The organism is Paenibacillus sp. FSL L8-0494, from assembly GCF_038003695.1.
GTDB lineage: Bacteria > Bacillota > Bacilli > Paenibacillales > Paenibacillaceae > Paenibacillus_AQ > Paenibacillus_AQ odorifer.
The window spans coordinates 1,207,030-1,228,961 of record NZ_JBBOPQ010000001.1; the positions used below are offsets into that span (position 1 = coordinate 1,207,030).

Sequence of the window (21,932 nt, forward strand, 5' to 3'; positions counted from 1 at the left end):
AATCACTCCGCCCTAGTAGGACGGAGTAGCTTTAAAGGCTTCTCATCAGTTCACCGAACTTATGTGAAGCCTCTTTCTTCATGGTATTTGTAACGTGAAGATACACACGTTTTGTGATCTCATCGTCCTGATGTCCCAAGCGTTCCATGATCTCATGTATGCCCACGCCAGCCTCTGCCAGGAGGGACGTGCGTGTGGCGTAAGGAGTGAGGAGTCAGTCCCTCGTTGAGGCCAGCAAGCTTCAGAAGCCTTCTCATACGATTTTGTATCGTCTTAATAAATTCGGGATAGCCCATATTCTTTGCAGTTTTTGCAAATACAAAATCTTATCGTAGTAGACATCCCGATTCAGCATTTTTAGTTCGTTTTGTTTGGCTTTGAGCTTCTCTAGTTCTTTAAATACACTAGGTTCAAGCTCAATGCTCCTCCTAGAAGTGCTTGTTTTAGGTGTTAGAAGTTGATAGTCTGTAGCCCTGTTTTTTGGATTGTAGTAAGTCTTTGTAATGCTTACAGTATGTTCTGTAAAAGACAGGTCTCTCCATTTCATAGCACATAATTCACCAACCCTCAGTCCACTATAGGCCAATGTTGTAAAGATGGCATAGTCACGTTCTAGCCCTTGTTCCTTGGCTATTTGTAGGAAACGTGCCAGTTCTTCTTTCTCAAGATATTTGATCACCTGTTCTTCGTTTTCTATTTCTTCTACAGTCTTCTGGGGTCTGGGAAGTTTGGCGTATTGAGTAGGATCATTTTTAATTACTTCCAGTTCTATAGCTTTTGAGAATATCATCTTACCAGTAGAGTGTATCCCGGCTATTGTATTTAGTGCATATCCTTTCTCATAAAGGTCGACAAGTACGTCTTGGTACATCTTCTTAGAAACTTGCTTTACCTGATATCCCTCGAAGTATTCCATTAACTTTCCGGATTCATGGTGTCGTACTCGGACGGTACTGACTTTAACAGATGTTTGATAGAGCTTAATCCACTCCGAAACAAATTCCTTAAACGAGATGTCTTTTTCCGCAATAAATGTGCCTTGTGATAATTCCTGTTGGATTGCTGCGGCGGCGAGTTGAGCCTCTTTTTTCGTTTTGAATCCACTAACCGTTTTTTGCTTTCGTTTACCAGTCCTGGGATCTCTACCTAGATCTAATGAGAATGACCATGTAGCATCACAAGTGCACCTTTTTCCATCACACTTACAGCCACGTTTTCTGAAATAACCTTTCATTTTGAGACCTCCATTGAAGTATTTTGGTTTTGGGCAAATAAAAAGCAAGGACATAGATTTGCTTCCGTCCTCGCTCGCATTATATGTTGTTTTGATTAATTAAAAGCGACAGCTTGTTCTTTCTTGCTGTCAAGCCATGAGAAGAATTCATCACGATAAACAATTTTACGTTTATTAATCTGTATAAGGGGAAAATCAGGGGTCTTAGCTATCTCGTAGGCCGTTGATTTGCTGAATCCTAGTATTTGTTGTACGTCTTTAATTTGTAATATAAGTGGATAATCATTTCGGTTCATAGTATCACCCTCCTGTAATATGTATTTGGGTTATAATGCATGTAGAAATTAAAGACGGATCAAATGGAACATCAGTCTGATGTTCAAGGGTGAAGCACACCTGGTTGGGTTACAATGTAGCAAACTGACGAATATTTAGGGTAATTGCATCGAAATTGTTCAAAGCAACTGTGGTAATTCTTGTTATGGAGATCATTTATAAAAATACATATTAACAACTCTCTGTTTTAATCATCACGAAGACCAATGCCCCAATATCCGAATTCATTTATGTCTTTTTCGTTTTCATCTCTGTAACGTTTATATATTAATCCCTCTACTTGCTTCAAGTATTTATGAAACGATCTGACACTTTCCTTAATGAAGCCGTTCTCACTACAAAATTCATTATAGGAATCTGTTAGGACGGTATTGTAAGTTTTTAATGTAGGATCGAATATACACCTAGTATTCACGAAACTTTCAATGGAGTTTTTCGTGGAAGTATAATTTTGCTCCAACTCGTCAATTTCGGTGCAGCTGGTAAACTGGTAATTGTTTTGACTCCATCGTTGTAGACCTAACATTGACCATTTTGCTATATATTCCTTCTCCTCGAGTAGCTTTTCAAGCAAATGAATGTCTTGTTGCTCTTTAGGTACTTGATAATCGAAAGGAAATATTCGTAATCTTTGACTGAATGCATTTGAATTATCCTCAATTCCTCTTAATATTGGGAGGTGATTTCCAGCAAATAATAGTGCAGCTTGATTAATAAATTTTATGGCTTGTGAAAATAAATAACGAGCCATTACATAATCACCTCCAGAAAGTTTCTTTAGCGTGTCAAGACGGCTCAAAGGAATTTCAGATATTTCACCACATGCATTAAGCTTTTTTCCAAAGAGGTGACATAGGTATTCTTGCTGGTTCATTTGTTCTAGGCTAAGGTTAGTTGAATACTCGTCCCCAACCATGTTAATAAGTAACTTTAATACAATGGATTTTCCTGAATCTTTTGGTCCAAGTAAAAAAGGAATCACTTTGACATCTCTAATTTCAGATATTACGTATCCGAATAATTCTTGCAATCTCAAATATTTTGTGAGAGAACCGTTAGTAACCCAGTCCAAAAAGTTTTCGAAGTTATCACCTTTAGACCTTTCATTCAAGGGATAGCTTGAGTTGATTACTGATGTGAAATAATGATCTGGTGAATGAGAATGTATAGTTAAATCACAAAATCTTACCGAACAGTTAGTGAAAGGGACATATAGCTTGCGATTCGCAAGCGATTCTTCACTAACATGTAGATGTTCTTTGGCGATTAACCATTTGGAGATTTCAAAGCTTGCTCTTGTTGTAATATGTCTTTTAAGATGTTCAGGTGTTTTCTGGCGTATGAAAAGATCGGCTTTATCTCCAACTAGACCGAGAAAATGATTTTTTCTTGAATCCCAGCAGTGAAGGTTGTGATTAATGATTGCAAATCGGTGCTGGTTCATTAATAAAGTGGCAATTTCGTGATTTGATATTCCGGTTTTTTTCGATTGGAGATTTTCCAGGGAGCTAGATTCTTTCGTTTCTCCAGTAACTGATGAGGACTTTTGTTGGTGATGGCGATATACTTTTACACTCGAATAGTCTTCTAAGAGTAATTGGTTCGTTTCATCCAGTTTGTTACCGATATAGGTAGAGGAAGACTCTTCGGATTCTTCAGTAGGCATGATTCCTTCAGTTAAGAGGCCCCCAACCAATTGGACATCTTCTTGCATGAATGATCTAGACTCATCATCGATGTCTTTACTAGTAAGCCCTTCGTTTAATGAATCACCGAGAAAAGACGAAGTCGCTCTATCTTTGGAATATCGTTGAGTATGTGCTCTCATGTATGTCCATCTCTCCTTCAAATTCATCAGAGTCTTCCAAATGTACAGAAGTGTCTGCAACACTGGAGGTAAATGGTTGAAGTTTTTGGAGGATTTCAGCTCTTAGAAATTTCTTTAAGGGTTCACTGCCTGCTGACACAACTTCTCGTATAACCTCTTCGCGAACAGGATCATAAATGCAAGAGGTTAAGCAAGCCTGAGATTCAATTTCCCAAAATACTGAGATTGAACAATCGGAAGTCATGTTTGACTGTGCACTAAATTTCGTTATTGTGGTGTCATATGAGACATAGACCTTGGTGTTATTTACTTTGTTTCGATCAACGCCAATTTGAATAGGTTTAGAAGAGTCTACATTCTCTAGGTTCGAGGACTCGTAGTAGTATCCGTCCAACCAACCTTTAATATGGTATTGACCATTTAATCGTAGGACAACGATTCCGGAATGAGACGAAAGAGGCTTATTTGAAGCTCCAATTATTGAAGCTTCGGTATTAGTGATGTTTAGCGCGAAACAATTGCCGTTTGCTTCAGTACTACGGTCCATTACCTCTTTGAATTGATTTAATAATTTCATTTTCAAGCACCCCTTAGAAAAATAATTTATCCTTGAGAAAGGAATAATGTATCCCTATCTTAAAGGGTAGAGTTGTATATGGGTCATTCATTTTGAAAATTGAAAAATGACTAACAGAGTGTTCAGAAAAATACTTATAATTATTTGTTTGCTTGAAATAGAGAACGCCAGCCTTTGATCAAAGGCTGGCGTTCTCTATAAATTAATTAGGAATATTTAGTGAATCTAACAAAGTGTGGGCTGTTTTAAAAATGTAGTCTGTTATTGCTGATTGCTGTCGGAGTATCTTCTCCGTCAGTATATCAATATTATTTGCATTCGAGTCAACCTGATAATCGGTAATGTATATATTGGGCAAGTCATACAACTTTGTGTTTTTAGCGTAGTCAACCACTGTTGTAATGCTCTGTCGTATAATGTTAAGGTCTGAGTAACTTATGCTATCTTCTAAGTAAATGCTATCTTGAATGTTTCGTACAGTGGGAAATAGAGGGCTAGAAGTCCTCTCTAAGGACTGGTGATTGTCATAATTATAAAGGTAGCTATGTATAACTTCCATTGCAGGGATGGTGACTAATGCTAGACGTAAAATGATTTCAGGGACTCGTTCAAACCAGAATGCTTCATTTAATCTTTGGCTAATTACTCTTCTTGAGGTATCCACAAACCCTTCTTCATTTCCTTTAACTGACATAAGATCTATAGAATCAACTAGTAATTCTATTAATGCTACTCTGCCATTGATATTAGGCAATAAGGCTGTCAAGCAAAGAACTTTCTTAGCATTTTGGTAATCAATAAACTTGGTTTTTTCTATAGAGAGAATCGATCTACACAAGGTTATATTATATTGCCGTTCAAGAAGATAATAATTGAGCCGTTTCTCATGTTCTGGGCGATCAGTTAATGAATAATTAAATAAATCGATATATTCGGATAACAATTTAACTCGTTTCTTCTCATTAATGCTTTTACTAAAATATCCATGGCCTTTGTAGTTAACGGTTAGATAAAAGACAAATGGAGCAATAGCTTCACTTACTTGATATTGCATTGAGGATGTTTCTTTTGTTCTTCCATAACCTTCAGATTTTATTAAGGCTTTAGATAATCCCAACTCTTCTCCAATAGTGTTCTTTAAGTTTCTAGTATAGTTATAAAATTCACTGGTGAAAATGTCTCTCTTCTTGGAGGACAATATTTTAGTGGTGTGTTCAGTGTACTGCTTGTTAGAAACATTTCTGCTATTCTTAATAAAATTTGAGGCAGTAGTATTGAATACGATATGTTCAATAATATCTGCTCTAAATTTATCGAATAATCCTCGCTTTTTTAGAATTCGAATTAAATGACCGGGGAATAGATCTTGGCAAAAGTCAAAAATTTCGTTTGCAAGTATATAGCCATTCTCTTTCGTAAAGTCGTTATTTGGAGAGTTGCTCAAACTAAACTTTATTTGTTCAATAAATGTATCGAATTGATCCATTGTAGGTGTACTCCTAAAGTATCTAATAGTTTTTTAACCCCTTCGTGAAAATTGTAGTGGAGTCTCGCTTTGTTCGTTCTGTTCATTCTGTTCAACTTACATTATCGATTTATTTTAGAGTAAGTTTAAAGACAATCCAGCAATAAGTCCATAGTAAAGTAATTTAGAATTTAGTAAGAACATTAAAGAATGAACTTTGGAATAGCTAATGAATGGATCTACATTTTTTATAGTGCTTTAATCAAGATGAACACGATGAACAAAATGAACAAATCAAAAAAAAGGGACATAAATCCTTCTGCGGGGTTTATGTCCAAGTTGATTAACGACATTTTTGAATAATATACTCGATCACATTTTCCCGAGGAATACGATAAGTTCTTCCCAGTCGGACAGCCTGAATCTGATTATTGCGAAGTAAAGAATAGGCTGTATTTCTTCCTATCTTTAATATCTCCATCAATTCATCTACTGTTAGTATGTCGCCGTAGTCATGAAACATAGGGATCACCATCCTTGATTGATTTATACCTATGTTGCTTTTGTTTCACCTTAATTGATTATATTTGCTTATGATTCACTTATATTTTAGTCTGTTGCTAACGTAAGATATAGGATTAAAACACTTTCTTGATTCATCTAGCTCATAATCCTGAACTTCTTTCATACCATGTGTGATTTTATCGATATGGCAATTTCCAAGTACGCTTAATATGTTAAAACCGCTAAATAAATGAATGTATGTATGTATGAAATAATACCAGCAGTATCTTTCTAAATATAGTGGCGCTATCCCAATGTAACTAAGCGGTGTAATGGGGGGAGCCCTTCTTATTGAATGATGCCTATTTTTCTCTATGAGCCTGCATCACTATGTTCCGCACTTAACGGACGACCACTATCTAGCATAGTGTCAACGTGTCTATAGCTATAATATATATTTCAAACGTAAAATACTGCGTTAGGCTATTGAAGCATGTTTTATGTTCGTCAGCGCACAATATCGTAGATTTTCTACTTGTCATCAATGACATAGAGCTATTCGTTACAATTGGTTTTGCACAATTACGTATTCTTGTTGGATTAGCCATAAATTTCTGATAGATAGAAACTGCCTATTCCATTACATCGCTGCGTAAGCCAATCTTCATAGGATAGATTTTCAGTTTGGACTAAAAGTTAATCTTGAAATTTTTAGGCTGTTGCCATAGTAAATTGATACCTCCACAAATTAAACGAGGACTGATGCCTACAATCACATCAGTCCTCGTTCTTTTAAGCTTACATAGGATTGATGACCAATGATAACGTGATCTAGTACATCGATTCCTATTGTCATTCCAGCCTCCTGTAATCGTTTTGTGATGGATACATCCTCTTCACTTGGTTCAGGATTACCGCTAGGACGATTGTGAACACATACAATAGAAGCACTGCTACGCTTAATGGCAGGACGAAATACCTCTCTCGGATGGACAATGCAAGAATTGAGAGAGCCAATCGAGATAGTTTCCCAGCCCAGAACCATATTCTTGGTATTCAAAAACAAGCAAACAAAGTGCTCCTTATTTAAATTTGTAAAGGTAGGCACCATGAGCTTGTAGATATCCATAGGTGTCTTAATCTTGTTGATTGGCTCAGAAGTGAGGGATATGATATGCCCAATTTTTAGCGCTGAAACAATTTGTCGTGCTTTGACTTTACCTATACCTTTGAGTGAGGTAAGCTCAGATACACTAGCATCCAATAAATCTTTTGGAGTAGGGTACATGGAGATGAGTTGTTCTACTATATAGCCATTTGGGCTTTCACAAATGAGATTGCTGACTAAGGATTTATAATCGGGTGATGGATCATTGAGCATGAGACGATTCCTCCATTCAAGGGATAAGGATATTTGACAAAAAGAAAGAGCCGAGCAAATGTATTATGCTCGACTCAGGGAAAATACATATTAGAAATCATTATGTTTCAACATTTGTTGGATTATTAATCCTCTCCATTCTGTACATTCTTCTTACTCCAATAAATAATATAGAGATGAAGGGAGTGAGTTTACGGTAAAGATATCATATACTTGCTGATGAAATTAGTAGTAATTATTAATATGATTAAATAAATGAATTATTAAAAAAGGATAAACTCATAATTTTGTGGAATATATGTCTACAGAACTAGGCACTGGAATACGATGTGACAAATAATGACCGTAACTTAGCATAGATATTAATAAATCCTTTGGAAGGTAATTGCTCTAGACGACGAGATATAATAATTTCAAGGAGTGGATATTAATATGGCTTTTAACGAAAATACAAGAGTTAAAATACCAGCTATACTACATTTATGTAGATTAGGATACAACTATTTATCATTGTCCAAGGTCAAATGGGATGTAAGTACCAATATTTTTACTGATATTTTTTATGATAGCATTAATCGTATTAATTCCGACGTTAGTGATATTGACTTAACAAGGGTTTTTGAGGATGTGTCATTAGCCTTAGACAATGAAGACTTGGGAGAAGCCTTTTACGATATGCTCACTTCTACAGCAGGAATTAAGCTTATTGATTTTAAAAATTTTAGTAATAATTCATTCAATGTAGTTACAGAGCTACCATATAAAAATGGCGATGATGAATTTAGACCTGATATTACATTATTAGTAAATGGTATGCCACTTGCATTTATCGAAGTTAAAAAGCCGAATAATCACGAAGGAATTCTTGCTGAAAGGGATAGAATTAACACAAGGTTTAAAAATAGTAAGTTCCGAAAATTTATCAACATTTCGCAAGTCCTTGTTTTTTCGAATAATATGGAATATGATCTGGAATCAATTGAACCTATACAAGGAGCATTCTACTCTACCGCCTCCTATTCTAATGCTAACTTTAATAGTTTCAGAGAGGAAGAAGAGTTAGATTGTTCAACACTACTAAGACAAGAAGATGATCAACTAGAGAATTTTGTATTGAAGGATAACAACCTTACATCAATTAAGCACTCTCCAGAATTCATTACCAATAAAGAAATAAATACGCCAACCAATCGGATACTAACATCTTTATTTTATAAAGATCGTTTTGCTATGTTGTTAAAATATAGTCTTGCTTATGTGAAAAGCGAAACAGGATTAGAGAGGCATATAATGCGTTACCCTCAATTGTTTGCGACAAAAGCGATTGAAAGGAATCTTGAAGAAGGAATAAAGAAAGGGATTATTTGGCACACTCAAGGGAGTGGAAAGACGGCACTATCATTCTACAATGTTCATTACTTAACAGATTATTTTCAAAATAAGGGAATCATACCTAAATTCTATTTTATTGTTGACCGCATTGACCTAATGAATCAAGCGAAAAGGGAATTTTCAAGTCGTGGTTTAATTGTTCATACGGTTGATTCAAAAGATGAGTTGGTTAGAAACTTTAGATTAAAACAGGCTATTCATAACTTGAGTGGAAAACCGGAGATTACTGTTGTCAACATTCAGAAATTTTATGATGATACTGATATACTGAAAAATAATGACTATGATATTAACACACAAAGAGTATATTTTTTGGATGAAGTACACCGAAGTTATAATCCAACAGGTAGCTTTCTAGCTAACCTCTATAATTCTGACAGAAATGCTATTCTCATAGGCCTAACTGGAACTCCTCTTATTGGAAGGGATAGACGATCTCGTGATACCTTTGGAGACTATATTCACAAATATTATTACAATGCCTCGATAGCTGATGGTTATACACTAAAGTTGGTACGCGAAGGCATTGAGACGAATTTTAAGATTCAACTAGAGCAGGCGCTAAAAGAAGTTGAAATCCTTAAGGGTGATGTAGATAAACGCTATATTTATGCCCACGAGAAGTTTGTTGAACCCATGATTGATTACATTGTTAAAGACTTCATGAATAGTAGAATACGATTCGGTGACCATACAATTGGTGCTATGGTTGTATGCGATAGCGCTAATCAAGCAAGAAAATTATTTGAGATTTTCATCAGTAAGTATAATCCAACCCAAAAAACAGTAGAGCCAGTACAACCTAACTTAATGGTCGCTGAGCGAGTTGCTGAATATGGAAATTATCAGAAAAGACAAAACAAAGCCCTAACAGCCTCTTTAATATTACATGATGTAGGGACTAAAGAGGAACGAAAAAAAGAAGTGGACGACTTTAAAGAAGGTAAGATTGACTTTCTTTTCGTTTACAATATGTTACTTACAGGCTTTGATGCCAAGAGATTAAAGAAACTATATATAGGACGACTTATCAAAGATCACAATTTATTACAAACCTTAACGAGGGTGAACAGACCGTATAAAAAATTCAAATATGGATTTGTCGTAGACTTTGCAGACATACGCAAAGAGTTTGATGCAACCAATAAAGCGTATTTTGATGAGTTACAAGCAGAGCTTGGTGATGAAATGCATACATATTCCAACCTGTTTAAATCGAGAGAAGAGATTGAAGAAGAAATAAAGGAGATAAAGGAAAAGCTTTTTCATTTTGATTTAAATAATGCGGAAATATTCTCTCGGCAAATAAGTCAAATTGAAGATCGGAAAAAAGTTCTAGAGATAAAAAGGGTTTTAGAGAACACAAAAAATCTTTACAATATAATACGTATATATGATCATACAGATCTATTGGAGAAAGTTGACTTTAAGAAACTAAATCAGCTTTATAACGAAGCCACGAGACACTTGGAATTGCTGAATCTTAAGGAATCTTTACAGAATAGCACGGATACCACTAATCTACTAAATGTCGCTTTAGAGAATGTGCTGTTTATGTTTCGAAAGGTCTCAGAAGATGAACTAGTAATTGCAGATCAACTTAAAGATACGCTTCGCAAAACCCGTGAAGCACTGGGCTCTAATTTTGACAAAAATGATCCGGAATTCGTTTCTTTATACGAGGAACTTAAACGTTTGTTTGCAAAAAAGAATCTGAATGAAATATCTCAGGATGAAATGAAAAGCAATATTGGTTCTTTGCAGCAAATATATGATAAAATAACTGAGCTTAACCGTAAAAATAACTTACTAAAAGCGAAATATAAAAATGACGTTAAATATGCCCGTATTCATAAACGCATTATAGAAAAGGGGAGCATTTCGAAAAGAGAAAGCGAAATATGTGAGACGTTATTAGATATAAAGAAACACGCTGATGAGAAAGTATTGATAAATGCTAAATTACTAGATAACGAAAGCTATTTTGATAAGTTGATGATTCAAACGGTTATTGGAGGTTTTACCAAAACCAATATCGAGTTAAATCCTGAATCTGCAAAATACATTAATAATTGTTTGGTAAAAGAATACGTGAACGAATATAAGGGAGTAACAGCATGATGACACAAGATTTTACTCAGCATACAAAAGATCTCATTGATAACCTAAAGGGTGTTTGTACCTCTTATGGCTTAGGGAATGATGGAAATGAATTTAAAATCATCACACAGGTGTTTTTGTATAAATTTATGAATGATAAGTTCGGCTATGAGGTAAAAGAGCTTGAGCCCAAACTCAGAAGTTCAGAGAATTGGGAACAGGAAATAATAAAATACTCTGACGACCAATATGAGATGTTACTTCTTCGGATGAATCCAGATAGTGCAAAGTTAAAAAGGGAGCATTATTTATCTTATCTGTATAACAAACAGGCTTCTGAAGAGTTTGCCAAATTATTTGATGATACTCTTCGTGATATAGCCATTTTCAACAATGACATTTTTTCAGTAAAAACAGGTACAGGAGCAAAAATTACTTTGTTTGATGAATTGAGTAATTATATCACTGATAGCTCTCAACGAGATAACTTTTGCCGTGCAATAATTAATCAGTTGGTGAATTTTAGCTTTGAAAAAATTTTCAATCAGAAGTTCGATTTTTTCTCTACCATTTTTGAATACTTGATTAAAGATTACAACAAAGATGGTGGGGGCAAGTATGCAGAGTATTACACACCGCATGCAGTTGCAAAAATTATGGCTTCTATATTGGTAGATCAACCAGTGAGCAATGTAACTTGCTATGATCCTTCAGCTGGTTCGGGAACATTGCTGATGAACTTGGCACATGCCATTGGTGAAGACCGCTGTACTATTTATTCACAGGATATTTCGCAGAAGTCGAGCAGTATGTTGCGTTTGAATCTGATTTTGAATAACTTAGTACACTCTATACAAAACATCATACAAGGAAATACAATGATTGCGCCCTATCACAAAGTAGGTGATAAGTTGATGACCTTCGATTACATTGTTTCTAATCCTCCTTTTAAGCTGGATTTTAGCGATTATAGAAATGACCTTGATACAAAGCAGAACCATGATCGTTTTTTTGCAGGTATACCAAACGTGCCTAAAAAAGATAAAGACAAGATGGCCATTTATCTGTTATTTATCCAGCACATCATTTATTCGCTGTCATCGAAGGGGAAGGCTGCAATTGTAGTGCCGACAGGATTTATTACGGCACAAAGTGGCATTGAAAAGAAAATACGGGAGAAGTTAGTTGAAGAGAAAATGCTTCGGGGTGTGGTTTCTATGCCCAGTAATATTTTTGCTACCACGGGTACGAATGTTTCGGTCATTTTTATTGATAGAACAAATGAAGAGGGCGACATTGTACTAATGGATGCTACAAAACTCGGTACCACCATAAAAGATGGCAAGAATCAAAAAACACTACTCTCACAAGAAGAAGAGGATTTAATTATCAACACTTTTAATAATCGAGATGCAGTGGAAGACTTTACAGTAGTTGTTTCTTATGATCAGATTAAAGAGAAACACTATTCTTTTAGTGCTGGGCAATACTTTGAGACAAAGATTGAGTATGTCGATATTACTGAAGCAGAATTCGAAAGGAAAATATCAGAAATTAAAAGTAATTTAATAGGGTACTTTTCAGAATCCAAGGCTTTAGAGGAAGAAATTTCGAAGCAGTTGGAGGCACTGAAATATGGGTAGTTTCAATACTTTTAAATTTAGTGAACTGTATAAGATGAGCTCAGGTATTTCAAGTAATCCTGAACAAGCAGGTCATGGTTCGCCATTTTTATCATTTAGCACTATATTTAATAATTATTTTATTCCTGAAGAACTTACAGATTATATGAATTCATCAAAGGAAGAACAGGAAAAATATTCAATTAAAAAAGGGGATGTGTTTTTAACAAGAACAAGTGAAACATTAAATGAACTTGCGATGAGTTCAGTATCATTAAAAGATTATCCTGAGGCTACATTTAGTGGCTTTGCAAAAAGGTTAAGACCTATTCAAAAGGAAATTACGTATGAAAAATTCATGGGATTTTATCTTAGAAGCGAGTACTTTAGAAAAATAATTAATAACAATGCAACTATGACATTAAGAGCTAGTTTTAATGAAAATATATTTTCATATTTAAAAGTACACCTTCCAGATTATCAAACACAAATGAAAATAGGTGATTTTTTATTTGAATTAGAAGAAAAGAAAATTTTAAATAATAAAATAAATAAAGAGCTTGAAAAGCTTGCAAAAACTATTTATGACTATTGGTTTGTGCAGTTTGATTTTCCTGATAAGAACGGAAAACCGTACAAAACAAGTGGTGGGAAAATGGAATGGAACGATAAGTTAGGGCGTGAAATTCCTGTGGGTTGGACAGATGGAGTATTAAGTGATATCGCAAATATTACAATGGGGCAATCACCTCCTGGGGAGTCGTATAACAAAAAAGGTGAAGGAATGATATTCTTTCAAGGATGTACGGACTTCGGAAATCGTTTTCCAATTACACGCCAATTTACAACACAACCCAAACGTTTTGCCAAAGAAGGCGATATTCTACTGAGTGTACGAGCACCTGTTGGAACATTAAATGTTGCAAAGGAAAACTGTTGTATAGGACGTGGACTTGCTGCATTAAATAGTAAAGATAATTGCATTGCTTATCTTTTTGGAGCAATGACAGATCTAAAGCAAATATTTGACAGACGTAATGTAGATGGAACAACCTTTGGCTCAATCACAAAAGATGATTTATTCTCATTGAAAGTTGTTAAACCAGATAAAGATATATTGAATCAATATCAAAAGACAATGAATCCTGTTTTTGAGAAACAGAATAAAATTGAACTTGAAAATCAACAACTTTCTGAGCTTCGAGACTGGCTTCTCCCGATGTTGATGAATGGGCAGGTGGAAGTAGCTGGATTAGAAAACTGAGTCATCTCATTATCCTTATGACGTTCAATCAACCTATGTTACCGTATACAACACATGTTTGTAATAACTATTAAATTTATTGTCCGACCACTACTTGACCACATTTTGACCACGAACACTGCGGACGTATCATTTGACACTGGACTTAAAGGAATGTTTTTTATTGAATAGCGGACTTAAAACTCAAGAAAAGAGTCGGAAAACACATAAAACTCACCATGTCTCATGGGCGGCATGATGTAAGGAAATCATTATCGAAGCAATTCGATGATGAGTTTCCTTGAGAGGAAACACCATTTGACCACATAGTACAAAAATGAGAGACCTTTCATAAGTTCATTGAACTTTTGAGAGGTCTCTCATTTTTTTGTGGGTATAATTTAATCTAATTCTTGCTCTAAAACAGTTTTTACTAACCGACGTACTTCATCAGTTGATCTTGTATCCATTAATTGGTTTCTTAGTTCACCTGCGCCTCTAAATCCACGAACATAGATTTTGAAAAAGCGAAGAAGTGGTTTAAATAAACGTGGCTCAAGTTCATTTGAATATTTATCGTGAAGATCCAACTGTAAAAGAAGTAAATTGAGAAAATCCTTCGCGCTGTGTTCTTTAGGTTCTTTTTCAAAGGCAAATGGATTGGTGAAAATACCGCGGCCAATCATGACTCCATCAACGCCGTATTGTTCTACTAATTTTAATCCTGTTGCGCGGTCAGGAATATCTCCATTAATAGTTAACAACGTATTTGGAGCAATTTCATCGCGTAACTTTTTTATTTCAGGGATTAATTCCCAGTGTGCCTCTACTTTACTCATCTCTTTTTTTGTACGAAGGTGAATGGAAAGATTGGCAATATCTTGTTTCAATATATGTCCCAGCCAATCGCGCCACTCGTCAACATCAGAGTAACCCAATCTTGTTTTAACACTAACCGGTAATCCGCCTGCTTTTGCTGCTTGAATAATTTCTGCTGCTACCTCAGGATGTTTTATTAATCCAGCACCTTTTCCATTGGATGCGACGTTTTGTGCTGGGCATCCCATGTTTAAATCGATACCACGAAAACCAAGTTTTTTCATATCAATGCTCATTTGTTCAAAAAATACAGGTTTATCACCCCAAATATGAGCGACAATCGGTTGCTCATCTTCTGTGAACGTTAATCGACCACGCACACTGTCTTTTCCTACAGGGTGACAATAGCTTTCTGTATTTGTGAATTCTGTGAAAAATACGTCGGGTTTTGCAGCTTCACTAACGACGTGACGAAATACAACATCTGTGACATCTTCCATGGGTGCTAATATAAAAAACGGCTTCGGTAAATCCAGCCAAAAGTTTTGTTCGTTACTCATAATATCTCCTCTTGTTGTAATATATAAAAACGATATAAGGATAGCAAAGTCCTATACCCATCATACATAGTATCATTTTTTTTCGTTTGATGCACAGAATCAATGATGTGAGAATGTTCTTCCATGGCTATTTGTTTATAATCTGTTTATTGATACTTGTTATAATCCTGTAGATGAAAAGTTTGTAATATAAAGTCGAATCGTGTTAACGAATCGATTATAGACAAACGACATAACGCAACCAAAGAACAGGGGGATAAGCAAGTGAACAAAAAGCAATGGATAAGCTCTATATTGGCTGCTGCTGTATTATCAAGCCCTATCATTATGCCGACCAAAGGATCGGCAGCTGCTTCCTTTATTGATATTGATGGCTCATATGCAAAGAAAGCGATTGTTGAGCTATTCGATCAGGGGATAGTGACCGGTGTTGGAGAGAGTAAGTTCTATCCTACGTCGAATATTACAAGGCAGGATTTTGCAATTATTTTAGCAAAGACATTAAAGCTGGATGTTTCGAACCCTCCTGCACTGCCAACCTTTCTGGACGTTCCCACAAGCAACTACGCATACAGCTATGTGGAGGCAGCTGTCAAAGCCGGATTGATTAAGGGTACAGGCAGTAATCTTTTCGGTACGGGGCAAAATTTATCACGTCAGGATATGGTCGTCATGTTCGTGAGAGCATTGGGAGTCAATCCTACGGGTAAAGCTGGAACTTTGCAATTTGCTGATAGTAGCCAAATTGCTGATTATTCTAAGGATTTTATAGCTGCCGCTGTGGAATATGGATTGATTACAGGATATAATAATTTTTTTAATCCTGATACCAAAGTAGATCGTCAGGCCGTAGCTCTAGTAGCTTCTAAGTTTCTGAAGTTTAAGGAGAACGGAAACACTGAGCAGCCCGCTTCCACCCCAACTGCTCAACCGAGTAAAGAACCGGTAACAGTGCCTACTCCTGTTGTTGGAGGGTCTTCGTCTTCGCAAAGTGAGCATAGCAGTAATTCAGATACAAATGCACCTGTGGTTGAAAGTACCAAGTTCGAGGCGATCGACAACTACAACGGGACACAAGATCAGCTTCGCGGGTTAGCGGGAGCCATTGGCGAGCAAGGAGCAGCAGTACAAGCCTACCTGTGGACGGATGCGAATGAGAACAATGAAGTAGATGCCGACGAATTGGGAACAGCCATCGCATTAGGCACTAGTGCAGCAGATGGATCTGTGAGTGCGGCCAATATTGGGGATCTAACCGCAGGAACGTATACTTTCGTGATTACCGCTAAGGATTCATCCAATAATGAATCAGCGAAGAAAGCTGCACATGCGGTTACGGTGACCTTAAGCAAAAACGATGTTCCGGATACGACTGCACCGGTAGTGGACGCAACTAAGTTCGAGGCGATCGACAACTACAACGGGACACAAGATCAGCTTCGCGGGTTAGCGGGAGCCATTGGCGAGCAAGGAGCAGCAGTACAAGCCTACCTGTGGACGGATGCGAATGAGAACAATGAAGTAGATGCCGATGAGTTAGGAACAGCCATCGCATTAGGCACTAGTGCATCAGACGGATCTGTAAGTGCGGCCAATATTGGTGATCTGAACGCAGGAACGTATCGTTTCGTGATTACCGCTAAGGATTCATCCAATAATGAATCGGCGAAGAAAGCTGCACATGCGGTTACGGTGACCTTGAGCAAAAACGAAGTTCCGGATACGAGTGCACCAGTAGTGGACGCAGCCAAGTTCGAGGCGATCGACAACTATAACGGGACACAAGATCAGCTTCGCGGGTTAGCGGGAGCTATTGGCGAGCAAGGAGCAGCAGTACAAGCCTACCTGTGGACGGATGCGAATGAGAACGGTGAAGTAGATGCCGATGAATTGGGAACAGCCATCGCATTAGGCACCAGTGCAGCAGATGGATCTGTGAGTGCAGCCAATATTGGGGATCTGAACGCAGGAACGTATCGTTTCGTGATTACCGCTAAGGATTCATCCAATAATGAATCAACGAAGAACGCTGCGCATGCGGTCACAATTGAGCTTGTTAATGGTGTTCTGACCACACCTACGGTTACTAGCTCTATATATGGTTTTGACGGAGACGGCGGTTCAAAAACAAAACAACTGATAACGGGTTCTACACAATCGCGCATTCGCTTCGACTTTTTCTCCGGAGAAAGCTTTACGAATGCTGAAATTCAGGTAACGTTGGAAGGCATGATCTTTACCACAAACGACTATTATACCATTAGTGGATGGACACATCCGACGAGTGATCAAATTAGCAATAATGGGCATACGTTAACTTTCACAGGAAGTAACATAGGTGTTTCGGATATCGCTTTTGAACTTCATAATAAAGTGATGCCGGCACCCGGGACCTATCTCATTAAGTTCAAAGCCGATGCGGATGGACCTGGAACAGCCAGATCTTATTCCGAGGAACAAGTCATTACCTTAATTATTTTGCCACCGGCTTAAACTAGAAGTTTCTCATGAGTTCTTTGAACTTGTGGGAAGCTTCTTTTTTTATGAAAAATAGGATTGCTCAATATAGTCTAAATGATTATTATGAGTAAGGTATGTTCATATAAAAATAGAGATAAACAGGATGGAGAGCACCATGAAAACAACACGTCAGAACGCATTGATTTTCTCGTTTACTTTTATGGCTTTTATTCTGGGTACGACGGAGTATATTATTGTTGGTTTACTCTCTGAAATATCCTCAAGCCTCGGAGTTACGCTTGCGACAGCCGGAGGCTTGGTATCTGGCTTCGCGATTTCTTATGCCATTGGCACACCAATTATGATGTCCTTGTGCAGCCGTGTTCCGAAACGGATTACGATTCTTGTATCACTTGTATTGATTCTGCTGCTGAATTTGTGGAGTGCTGTAACTGGAACTTACAGTATGCTGCTGGTGACTAGAATAGTTACTGCCATACTATGTGGCTTTGTTCTTTCTGTAGCCATTACGGTAGCGAATGAAGCGGTTGATCAGGAGAAGAGAGGCAAAGCGATTGCTACAATTTTGAGTGGTTTTGCTATTGCAAATGTTTTTGGTGTGCCGATCGGTACTTTTGTAGGGCAGTTTTTTAATTGGCCAGCAGCGTTTGTTCTGAATGGGATATTAGCTGGAGTTGCCATAGTTCTAAATTATATTTATATTCCACGCCAATTACCGAAACCTGTGCCTAGCTCACTCAAAGATCAGATTGGATTGCTCACAAACGGCCGCATTATTCTTGCATTTCTCATTCCGGTTACCGCAGTGGGAGCCGTATTTGTGATGTACACTTACATTACACCTATACTGGAGCAAGTCATGAATGTTCCTAAAAGCTCGGTTAGCGGCGTGCTGTTTGCCTACGGGATTGCCACGATTGTCAGCAACTGGATTGGTGGCAAAGTTGCGACCGGGAATGCGGTAAGTAAGCTAAGATTCGTATTTCTTATTCAAGCTGTTGTCTATGTTATCTTTAGTATGACCGCATCTGTTTCCATTCTTGGAATGATTGTGCTAATGGCTCTGGCCATGATGTCGAGTATTGTGAGCGCACCTGCGCAGCTCTATTTGATTGACTTAGCTAAGCAGTTCTCACCAAAAACGAAGGATCTTGCTGCTTCCTTGAATCCAGTAGCCTCAAACCTGGGAATTGCAGGCGGGTCTGCGATCGGTGGAGTGGTTGCCGGGCATGGAGGATTAATCTCTCTTCCTGTAGCTGCTGCCATTCTGGCAATATTGGCATGTGTGATTACCTTGATATGTTATAAGATGGATCATCAAAGCCAAGCAGCGGTCATCACTCAGCATCATAACTTAACCTAATGAGATGATATAAGATATCCCGGCTTCATACGAGTTCATTGAACTTGTGTGAAGCTTTTTTATAACAATAAGCTGCAAAGCGTTGACTTCCTATAGATTCAGTGCTAAACTTATCTTAAATTAAAGATAATTGAAGTAAAGATAAAAAGTCTCGGTGGTATCCGCTAAGGAGCTTGCCCAGTAGAAAAGATCTTTTTTTAAGTAATATCTTAACATTAAGATAATTAAACTAAACCTTCTTATTCTTGGGAATTATATTACGAGTCAAAATCAACTAAACATTAGGAGTGTATAACAATGAGAAACTTAAAAGGGATTCACCACGTTACAGCCATCACAAGCAGCGCAGAGAAAAATTACGAGTTTTTTACTTACGTATTAGGTATGCGTCTAGTGAAGAAAACAGTCAATCAAGATGATATTCAGACGTATCATTTGTTTTTTGCAGATGATAAGGGCAGCGCCGGAACAGATATGACCTTCTTTGATTTTCCTAACATCCCTAAGGGTGTTCATGGAACTAACGAGATTGCGAAGACATCCTTCAGGGTACCAACAGATGCTGCATTAGACTACTGGGTTAAGCGTTTTGATCGGCTTGAAGTGAAGCATACCGGCATTAAAGAGCAATTCGGCAAAAAGACATTATCCTTCGTAGATTTTGATGATCAGCAGTATCAACTTATTTCAGATGAATTGAATAAAGGTGTCATATCAGGTACACCGTGGCAAAAAGGACCTATCCCTTTGGAGTATGCAATAACTGGCTTGGGACCGATTTTTGTACGAATTGCTGATTTCAACTACTTCAAAGAAGTATTGGAGAAAGTGATGTTGTTTAAAGAAATTGCTCAGGAAGAGACATATCATTTATTTGAAGTTGGCGAAGGCGGAAACGGTGCACAAATTATTGTAGAGCATAATGAGTTCTTACCGAATTCACGCCAAGGTTTTGGGACTGTTCACCACGCTGCATTCCGTGTAGAGGATCGTGCGATGCTGGACGAGTGGACAGAGCGTTTTGAAGGCTTTGGATTCCAAACTTCAGGATATGTAGATCGTCACTTCTTCGAGTCGTTGTATACACGTGTTGCACCACAAATATTGTTTGAGCTTGCCACTGACGGGCCTGGATTTATGGGAGATGAGGAATATGAAACCGTTGGCGAGAAGCTTTCTTTGCCACCTTTCTTGGAACCTAAACGTGAGCAAATTGAGAAGTTAGTCCGTCCTATTGATACCGTTAGAAGTACGATCGACTTTGTGAAAGAGTGAAGAAGGGGCTGAGGAAATTGATTTCAATTGATCCAAAGCACAACAGTGAGCGGGAAAATTACAAATTATTAATTGGCACTATTATTCCTAGACCTATAGCCTTTGTCACAACACAATCAGAAGAGGGGCTCTTAAATGGTGCACCTTTTAGCTATTTTAATATCGTTTCGTCTAATCCTCCAATGGTTTCATTGGCTATTCAAAGACCAGCAGGCCGTTTAAAAGATACGGCCCGTAATATTTACGATAATCAACAGTTTGTTGTGCATATTGTAGATGAGGAGAATGTAGCGAAGATCAATCAGACTGCAGCCACATTACCTGCTTCTGAAAGTGAAATTGAATTGGCGAATCTTACACCGATTCAAAGTACAAGTGTAGCTGTGCCTGGCGTTTTGGAGGCGAAGGTGCGGATGGAGTGCAAGCTTGTTCAAGCAATTCCGCTAGGGGGCGAAGAACCCGGGAGTGATTTGTTTATTGGCGAAATTGTTCAATTCCATATCGATGAATCGATCTATCAGGAGGGGCGCATTGACCCGAGAGTTCTAAACGCTGTGAGCCGCTTGGCGGGAAATAATTACGCAACCCTTGGAGAGATTTTTACCATAGATAGGCCGGAATAGGCAACTTTAGAATAGACCTGCTAGTAAGCAATGAAGCCTACTTAGCAGGTCTTTTTGTGTACCGCAGCTACAGCTCGTCCGCAATCCCCAACAAAGCAATCCCTAGAATCACAACGATAATAACGGCATATTGTGCCTTGCTTAGTTTTTCTTTGAGGAAGATGCGCGATAATATTACGGAAAAAATGCTGTATGAAGCAATAAGTGGTGCCGCGATATTGGCGTTGCTGGACATAGCAAATACGTAGAAGAATTGTCCGGTCGTTTCCAGAATGGCTGCGAAGCCCTTATCCCGTTCTTTAAATAGGTTGAACTTTACCTTTTTTAAAAATTTCAGGTATGTAAAAGACAAGATGGCACATATAAAGAAGGTGTATTCATACGCGAGCAGAGCTGCTTTTTCACTAATCAGGCTGAGTTCATCCAAATAAATAGCATCGGCAAAGGTGCCAAGTCCATCGATTAGGCAGTATAGGATTGGAAAAATGATGGCGATCACACCAATCTGATATTTTTTATCAATCTGTGCGGCACTTTTTTGAAGCGCTTGGTGTTCTGCTTTCTTTTCCAAGATGGCGATCCCGATAATGCCCAAGGTGATAACGGCAACACCAACGATTTCAAGCGCCCCTAGCTCATGGGTGAAAAAGATAAATAATAATATCGTCGTTACAGCGCCAGATGAATTTTGTACGGGGGAGGCAATGGATAACTCAATATATCTAAGTCCAATATAACCAACTGCCATCGACAGGATATAGAGTGCAGACACAGGGAAATATCGGATTAAGTCCATAGGATCAAAGGTCAATCCTTGAATGAGCATATAAGCTGTCGCGTGAATACCCATGACTATCCCCACGATAATGACAATCTTAATATGGCTATACCGATCCTGACTATCGGTCCCCTTTTTATAAAATAAGTCAGCCCCTCCCCAAGCGAAGGCTGTTAATAATGCAAACATAAACCACATGATCATTGCTCCTTGCTGTAGATTAAAATCCCCGCCGATTATACCAGATTAGATTCTACACAGGGTGCTCATTTCGTCACACATAAAAAATACACCCTCAAGAATCGACTGGACAAACCATAGGTTTATCAAATGTCTATTCTAAAGGGTGTA

General features: G+C 37.7%; 15 protein-coding genes and 1 pseudogene. 7 read left to right on the forward strand and 9 right to left on the reverse strand.

From position 1 onward, the window contains the following. Positions 1-31: 31 nt before the first annotated feature. From NYE35_RS05330 to radC, 7 genes and pseudogenes are all read right to left on the reverse strand, one after another. Positions 32-1,234 (reverse strand): annotated as a pseudogene (locus NYE35_RS05330) (site-specific integrase). A 95-nt stretch (positions 1,235-1,329) separates the two neighbouring features. After that, positions 1,330-1,530, reverse strand: a complete 201-nt coding sequence (locus tag NYE35_RS05335) for a helix-turn-helix transcriptional regulator (RefSeq protein WP_341120304.1) — start codon at positions 1,528-1,530, stop codon at positions 1,330-1,332. 227 nt (positions 1,531-1,757) lie between these two features. After that, complete coding sequence (locus NYE35_RS05340; RefSeq protein ID WP_341120306.1) at positions 1,758-3,398, reverse strand: DNA primase family protein; 1,641 nt, start codon at positions 3,396-3,398, stop codon at positions 1,758-1,760. Then, positions 3,364-3,975: a hypothetical protein gene (locus NYE35_RS05345; RefSeq protein ID WP_341120308.1), complete on the reverse strand. Its 612-nt coding sequence runs from the start codon at positions 3,973-3,975 to the stop codon at positions 3,364-3,366. The genes NYE35_RS05340 and NYE35_RS05345 overlap by 35 nt, the downstream gene beginning before the upstream one ends. Positions 3,976-4,177: 202 nt before the next feature. Continuing rightward, positions 4,178-5,461: a hypothetical protein gene (locus tag NYE35_RS05350; RefSeq protein WP_341120309.1), complete on the reverse strand. Its 1,284-nt coding sequence runs from the start codon at positions 5,459-5,461 to the stop codon at positions 4,178-4,180. Positions 5,462-5,783: 322 nt separating this feature from the next. Next, complete coding sequence (locus tag NYE35_RS05355) at positions 5,784-5,963, reverse strand: helix-turn-helix domain-containing protein (protein ID WP_341120311.1); 180 nt, start codon at positions 5,961-5,963, stop codon at positions 5,784-5,786. A 753-nt stretch (positions 5,964-6,716) separates the two neighbouring features. Continuing rightward, positions 6,717-7,325 carry a RadC family protein gene (gene radC / locus NYE35_RS05360; protein ID WP_341120312.1) on the reverse strand — a complete coding sequence of 203 codons (609 nt, stop codon included), beginning with the start codon at positions 7,323-7,325 and terminating at the stop codon, positions 6,717-6,719. Positions 7,326-7,757: 432 nt separating this feature from the next. Between radC and NYE35_RS05365 the strand changes: the two genes are divergently transcribed. The 3 genes from NYE35_RS05365 to NYE35_RS05375 are packed head-to-tail and all read left to right on the forward strand — an operon-like array spanning position 7,758 to position 13,703. Further along, the gene (locus tag NYE35_RS05365; RefSeq protein ID WP_341120313.1) at positions 7,758-10,838 is read left to right on the forward strand and encodes a type I restriction endonuclease subunit R; all 3,081 of its coding nucleotides are present in this window, start codon (positions 7,758-7,760) and stop codon (positions 10,836-10,838) included. Then, entirely contained in the window at positions 10,835-12,460 is a 1,626-nt protein-coding gene (locus NYE35_RS05370) for an HsdM family class I SAM-dependent methyltransferase (RefSeq protein WP_341120316.1), read from the forward strand. Before NYE35_RS05365 ends, NYE35_RS05370 begins: the two co-directional genes overlap by 4 nt. Then, positions 12,453-13,703: a restriction endonuclease subunit S gene (locus NYE35_RS05375; RefSeq protein WP_341120318.1), complete on the forward strand. Its 1,251-nt coding sequence runs from the start codon at positions 12,453-12,455 to the stop codon at positions 13,701-13,703. The genes NYE35_RS05370 and NYE35_RS05375 overlap by 8 nt, the downstream gene beginning before the upstream one ends. Positions 13,704-14,083: 380 nt before the next feature. On the opposite strand, the gene NYE35_RS05380 is transcribed toward NYE35_RS05375, so the two are convergent. Continuing rightward, complete coding sequence (locus NYE35_RS05380; protein WP_036676503.1) at positions 14,084-15,061, reverse strand: tRNA dihydrouridine synthase; 978 nt, start codon at positions 15,059-15,061, stop codon at positions 14,084-14,086. 264 nt (positions 15,062-15,325) lie between these two features. Between NYE35_RS05380 and NYE35_RS05385 the strand changes: the two genes are divergently transcribed. The 4 genes from NYE35_RS05385 (at position 15,326) to NYE35_RS05400 (ending at position 20,803) form a co-directional block, all read left to right on the forward strand. Further along, positions 15,326-17,554: an S-layer homology domain-containing protein gene (locus tag NYE35_RS05385; RefSeq protein ID WP_341120320.1), complete on the forward strand. Its 2,229-nt coding sequence runs from the start codon at positions 15,326-15,328 to the stop codon at positions 17,552-17,554. 142 nt (positions 17,555-17,696) lie between these two features. Further along, positions 17,697-18,905: an MFS transporter gene (locus NYE35_RS05390; RefSeq protein ID WP_076104713.1), complete on the forward strand. Its 1,209-nt coding sequence runs from the start codon at positions 17,697-17,699 to the stop codon at positions 18,903-18,905. Between the two features lie 297 nt (positions 18,906-19,202). Beyond that, positions 19,203-20,180 (forward strand): ring-cleaving dioxygenase, encoded by a 978-nt coding sequence (locus NYE35_RS05395; RefSeq protein WP_340950357.1) that lies wholly within the window; start codon positions 19,203-19,205, stop codon positions 20,178-20,180. A gap of 17 nt (positions 20,181-20,197) precedes the next feature. Continuing rightward, positions 20,198-20,803, forward strand: coding sequence for a flavin reductase family protein (locus NYE35_RS05400; RefSeq protein ID WP_076141936.1), 606 nt, complete (start codon positions 20,198-20,200; stop codon positions 20,801-20,803). A 67-nt stretch (positions 20,804-20,870) separates the two neighbouring features. Here the strand turns inward: NYE35_RS05400 and NYE35_RS05405 are convergent, their stop codons facing one another. After that, the gene (locus tag NYE35_RS05405) at positions 20,871-21,779 is read right to left on the reverse strand and encodes an EamA family transporter (protein ID WP_341120323.1); all 909 of its coding nucleotides are present in this window, start codon (positions 21,777-21,779) and stop codon (positions 20,871-20,873) included. Positions 21,780-21,932: the final 153 nt, after the last annotated feature.

What these genes read in the sequence shown, in the direction of transcription:
- NYE35_RS05335 (WP_341120304.1), bottom strand. Translation starts at nt 1,530, where the DNA reads ATGAACCGAAATGATTATCCACTTATATTACAAATTAAAGACGTACAA.
- NYE35_RS05340 (WP_341120306.1), bottom strand. Translation starts at nt 3,398, where the DNA reads ATGAGAGCACATACTCAACGATATTCCAAAGATAGAGCGACTTCGTCT.
- NYE35_RS05345 (WP_341120308.1), bottom strand. Translation starts at nt 3,975, where the DNA reads ATGAAATTATTAAATCAATTCAAAGAGGTAATGGACCGTAGTACTGAA.
- NYE35_RS05350 (WP_341120309.1), bottom strand. Translation starts at nt 5,461, where the DNA reads ATGGATCAATTCGATACATTTATTGAACAAATAAAGTTTAGTTTGAGC.
- NYE35_RS05355 (WP_341120311.1), bottom strand. Translation starts at nt 5,963, where the DNA reads ATGTTTCATGACTACGGCGACATACTAACAGTAGATGAATTGATGGAG.
- radC (WP_341120312.1), bottom strand. Translation starts at nt 7,325, where the DNA reads ATGCTCAATGATCCATCACCCGATTATAAATCCTTAGTCAGCAATCTC.
- NYE35_RS05365 (WP_341120313.1), top strand. Translation starts at nt 7,758, where the DNA reads ATGGCTTTTAACGAAAATACAAGAGTTAAAATACCAGCTATACTACAT.
- NYE35_RS05370 (WP_341120316.1), top strand. Translation starts at nt 10,835, where the DNA reads ATGATGACACAAGATTTTACTCAGCATACAAAAGATCTCATTGATAAC.
- NYE35_RS05375 (WP_341120318.1), top strand. Translation starts at nt 12,453, where the DNA reads ATGGGTAGTTTCAATACTTTTAAATTTAGTGAACTGTATAAGATGAGC.
- NYE35_RS05380 (WP_036676503.1), bottom strand. Translation starts at nt 15,061, where the DNA reads ATGAGTAACGAACAAAACTTTTGGCTGGATTTACCGAAGCCGTTTTTT.
- NYE35_RS05390 (WP_076104713.1), top strand. Translation starts at nt 17,697, where the DNA reads ATGAAAACAACACGTCAGAACGCATTGATTTTCTCGTTTACTTTTATG.
- NYE35_RS05395 (WP_340950357.1), top strand. Translation starts at nt 19,203, where the DNA reads ATGAGAAACTTAAAAGGGATTCACCACGTTACAGCCATCACAAGCAGC.
- NYE35_RS05405 (WP_341120323.1), bottom strand. Translation starts at nt 21,779, where the DNA reads ATGTGGTTTATGTTTGCATTATTAACAGCCTTCGCTTGGGGAGGGGCT.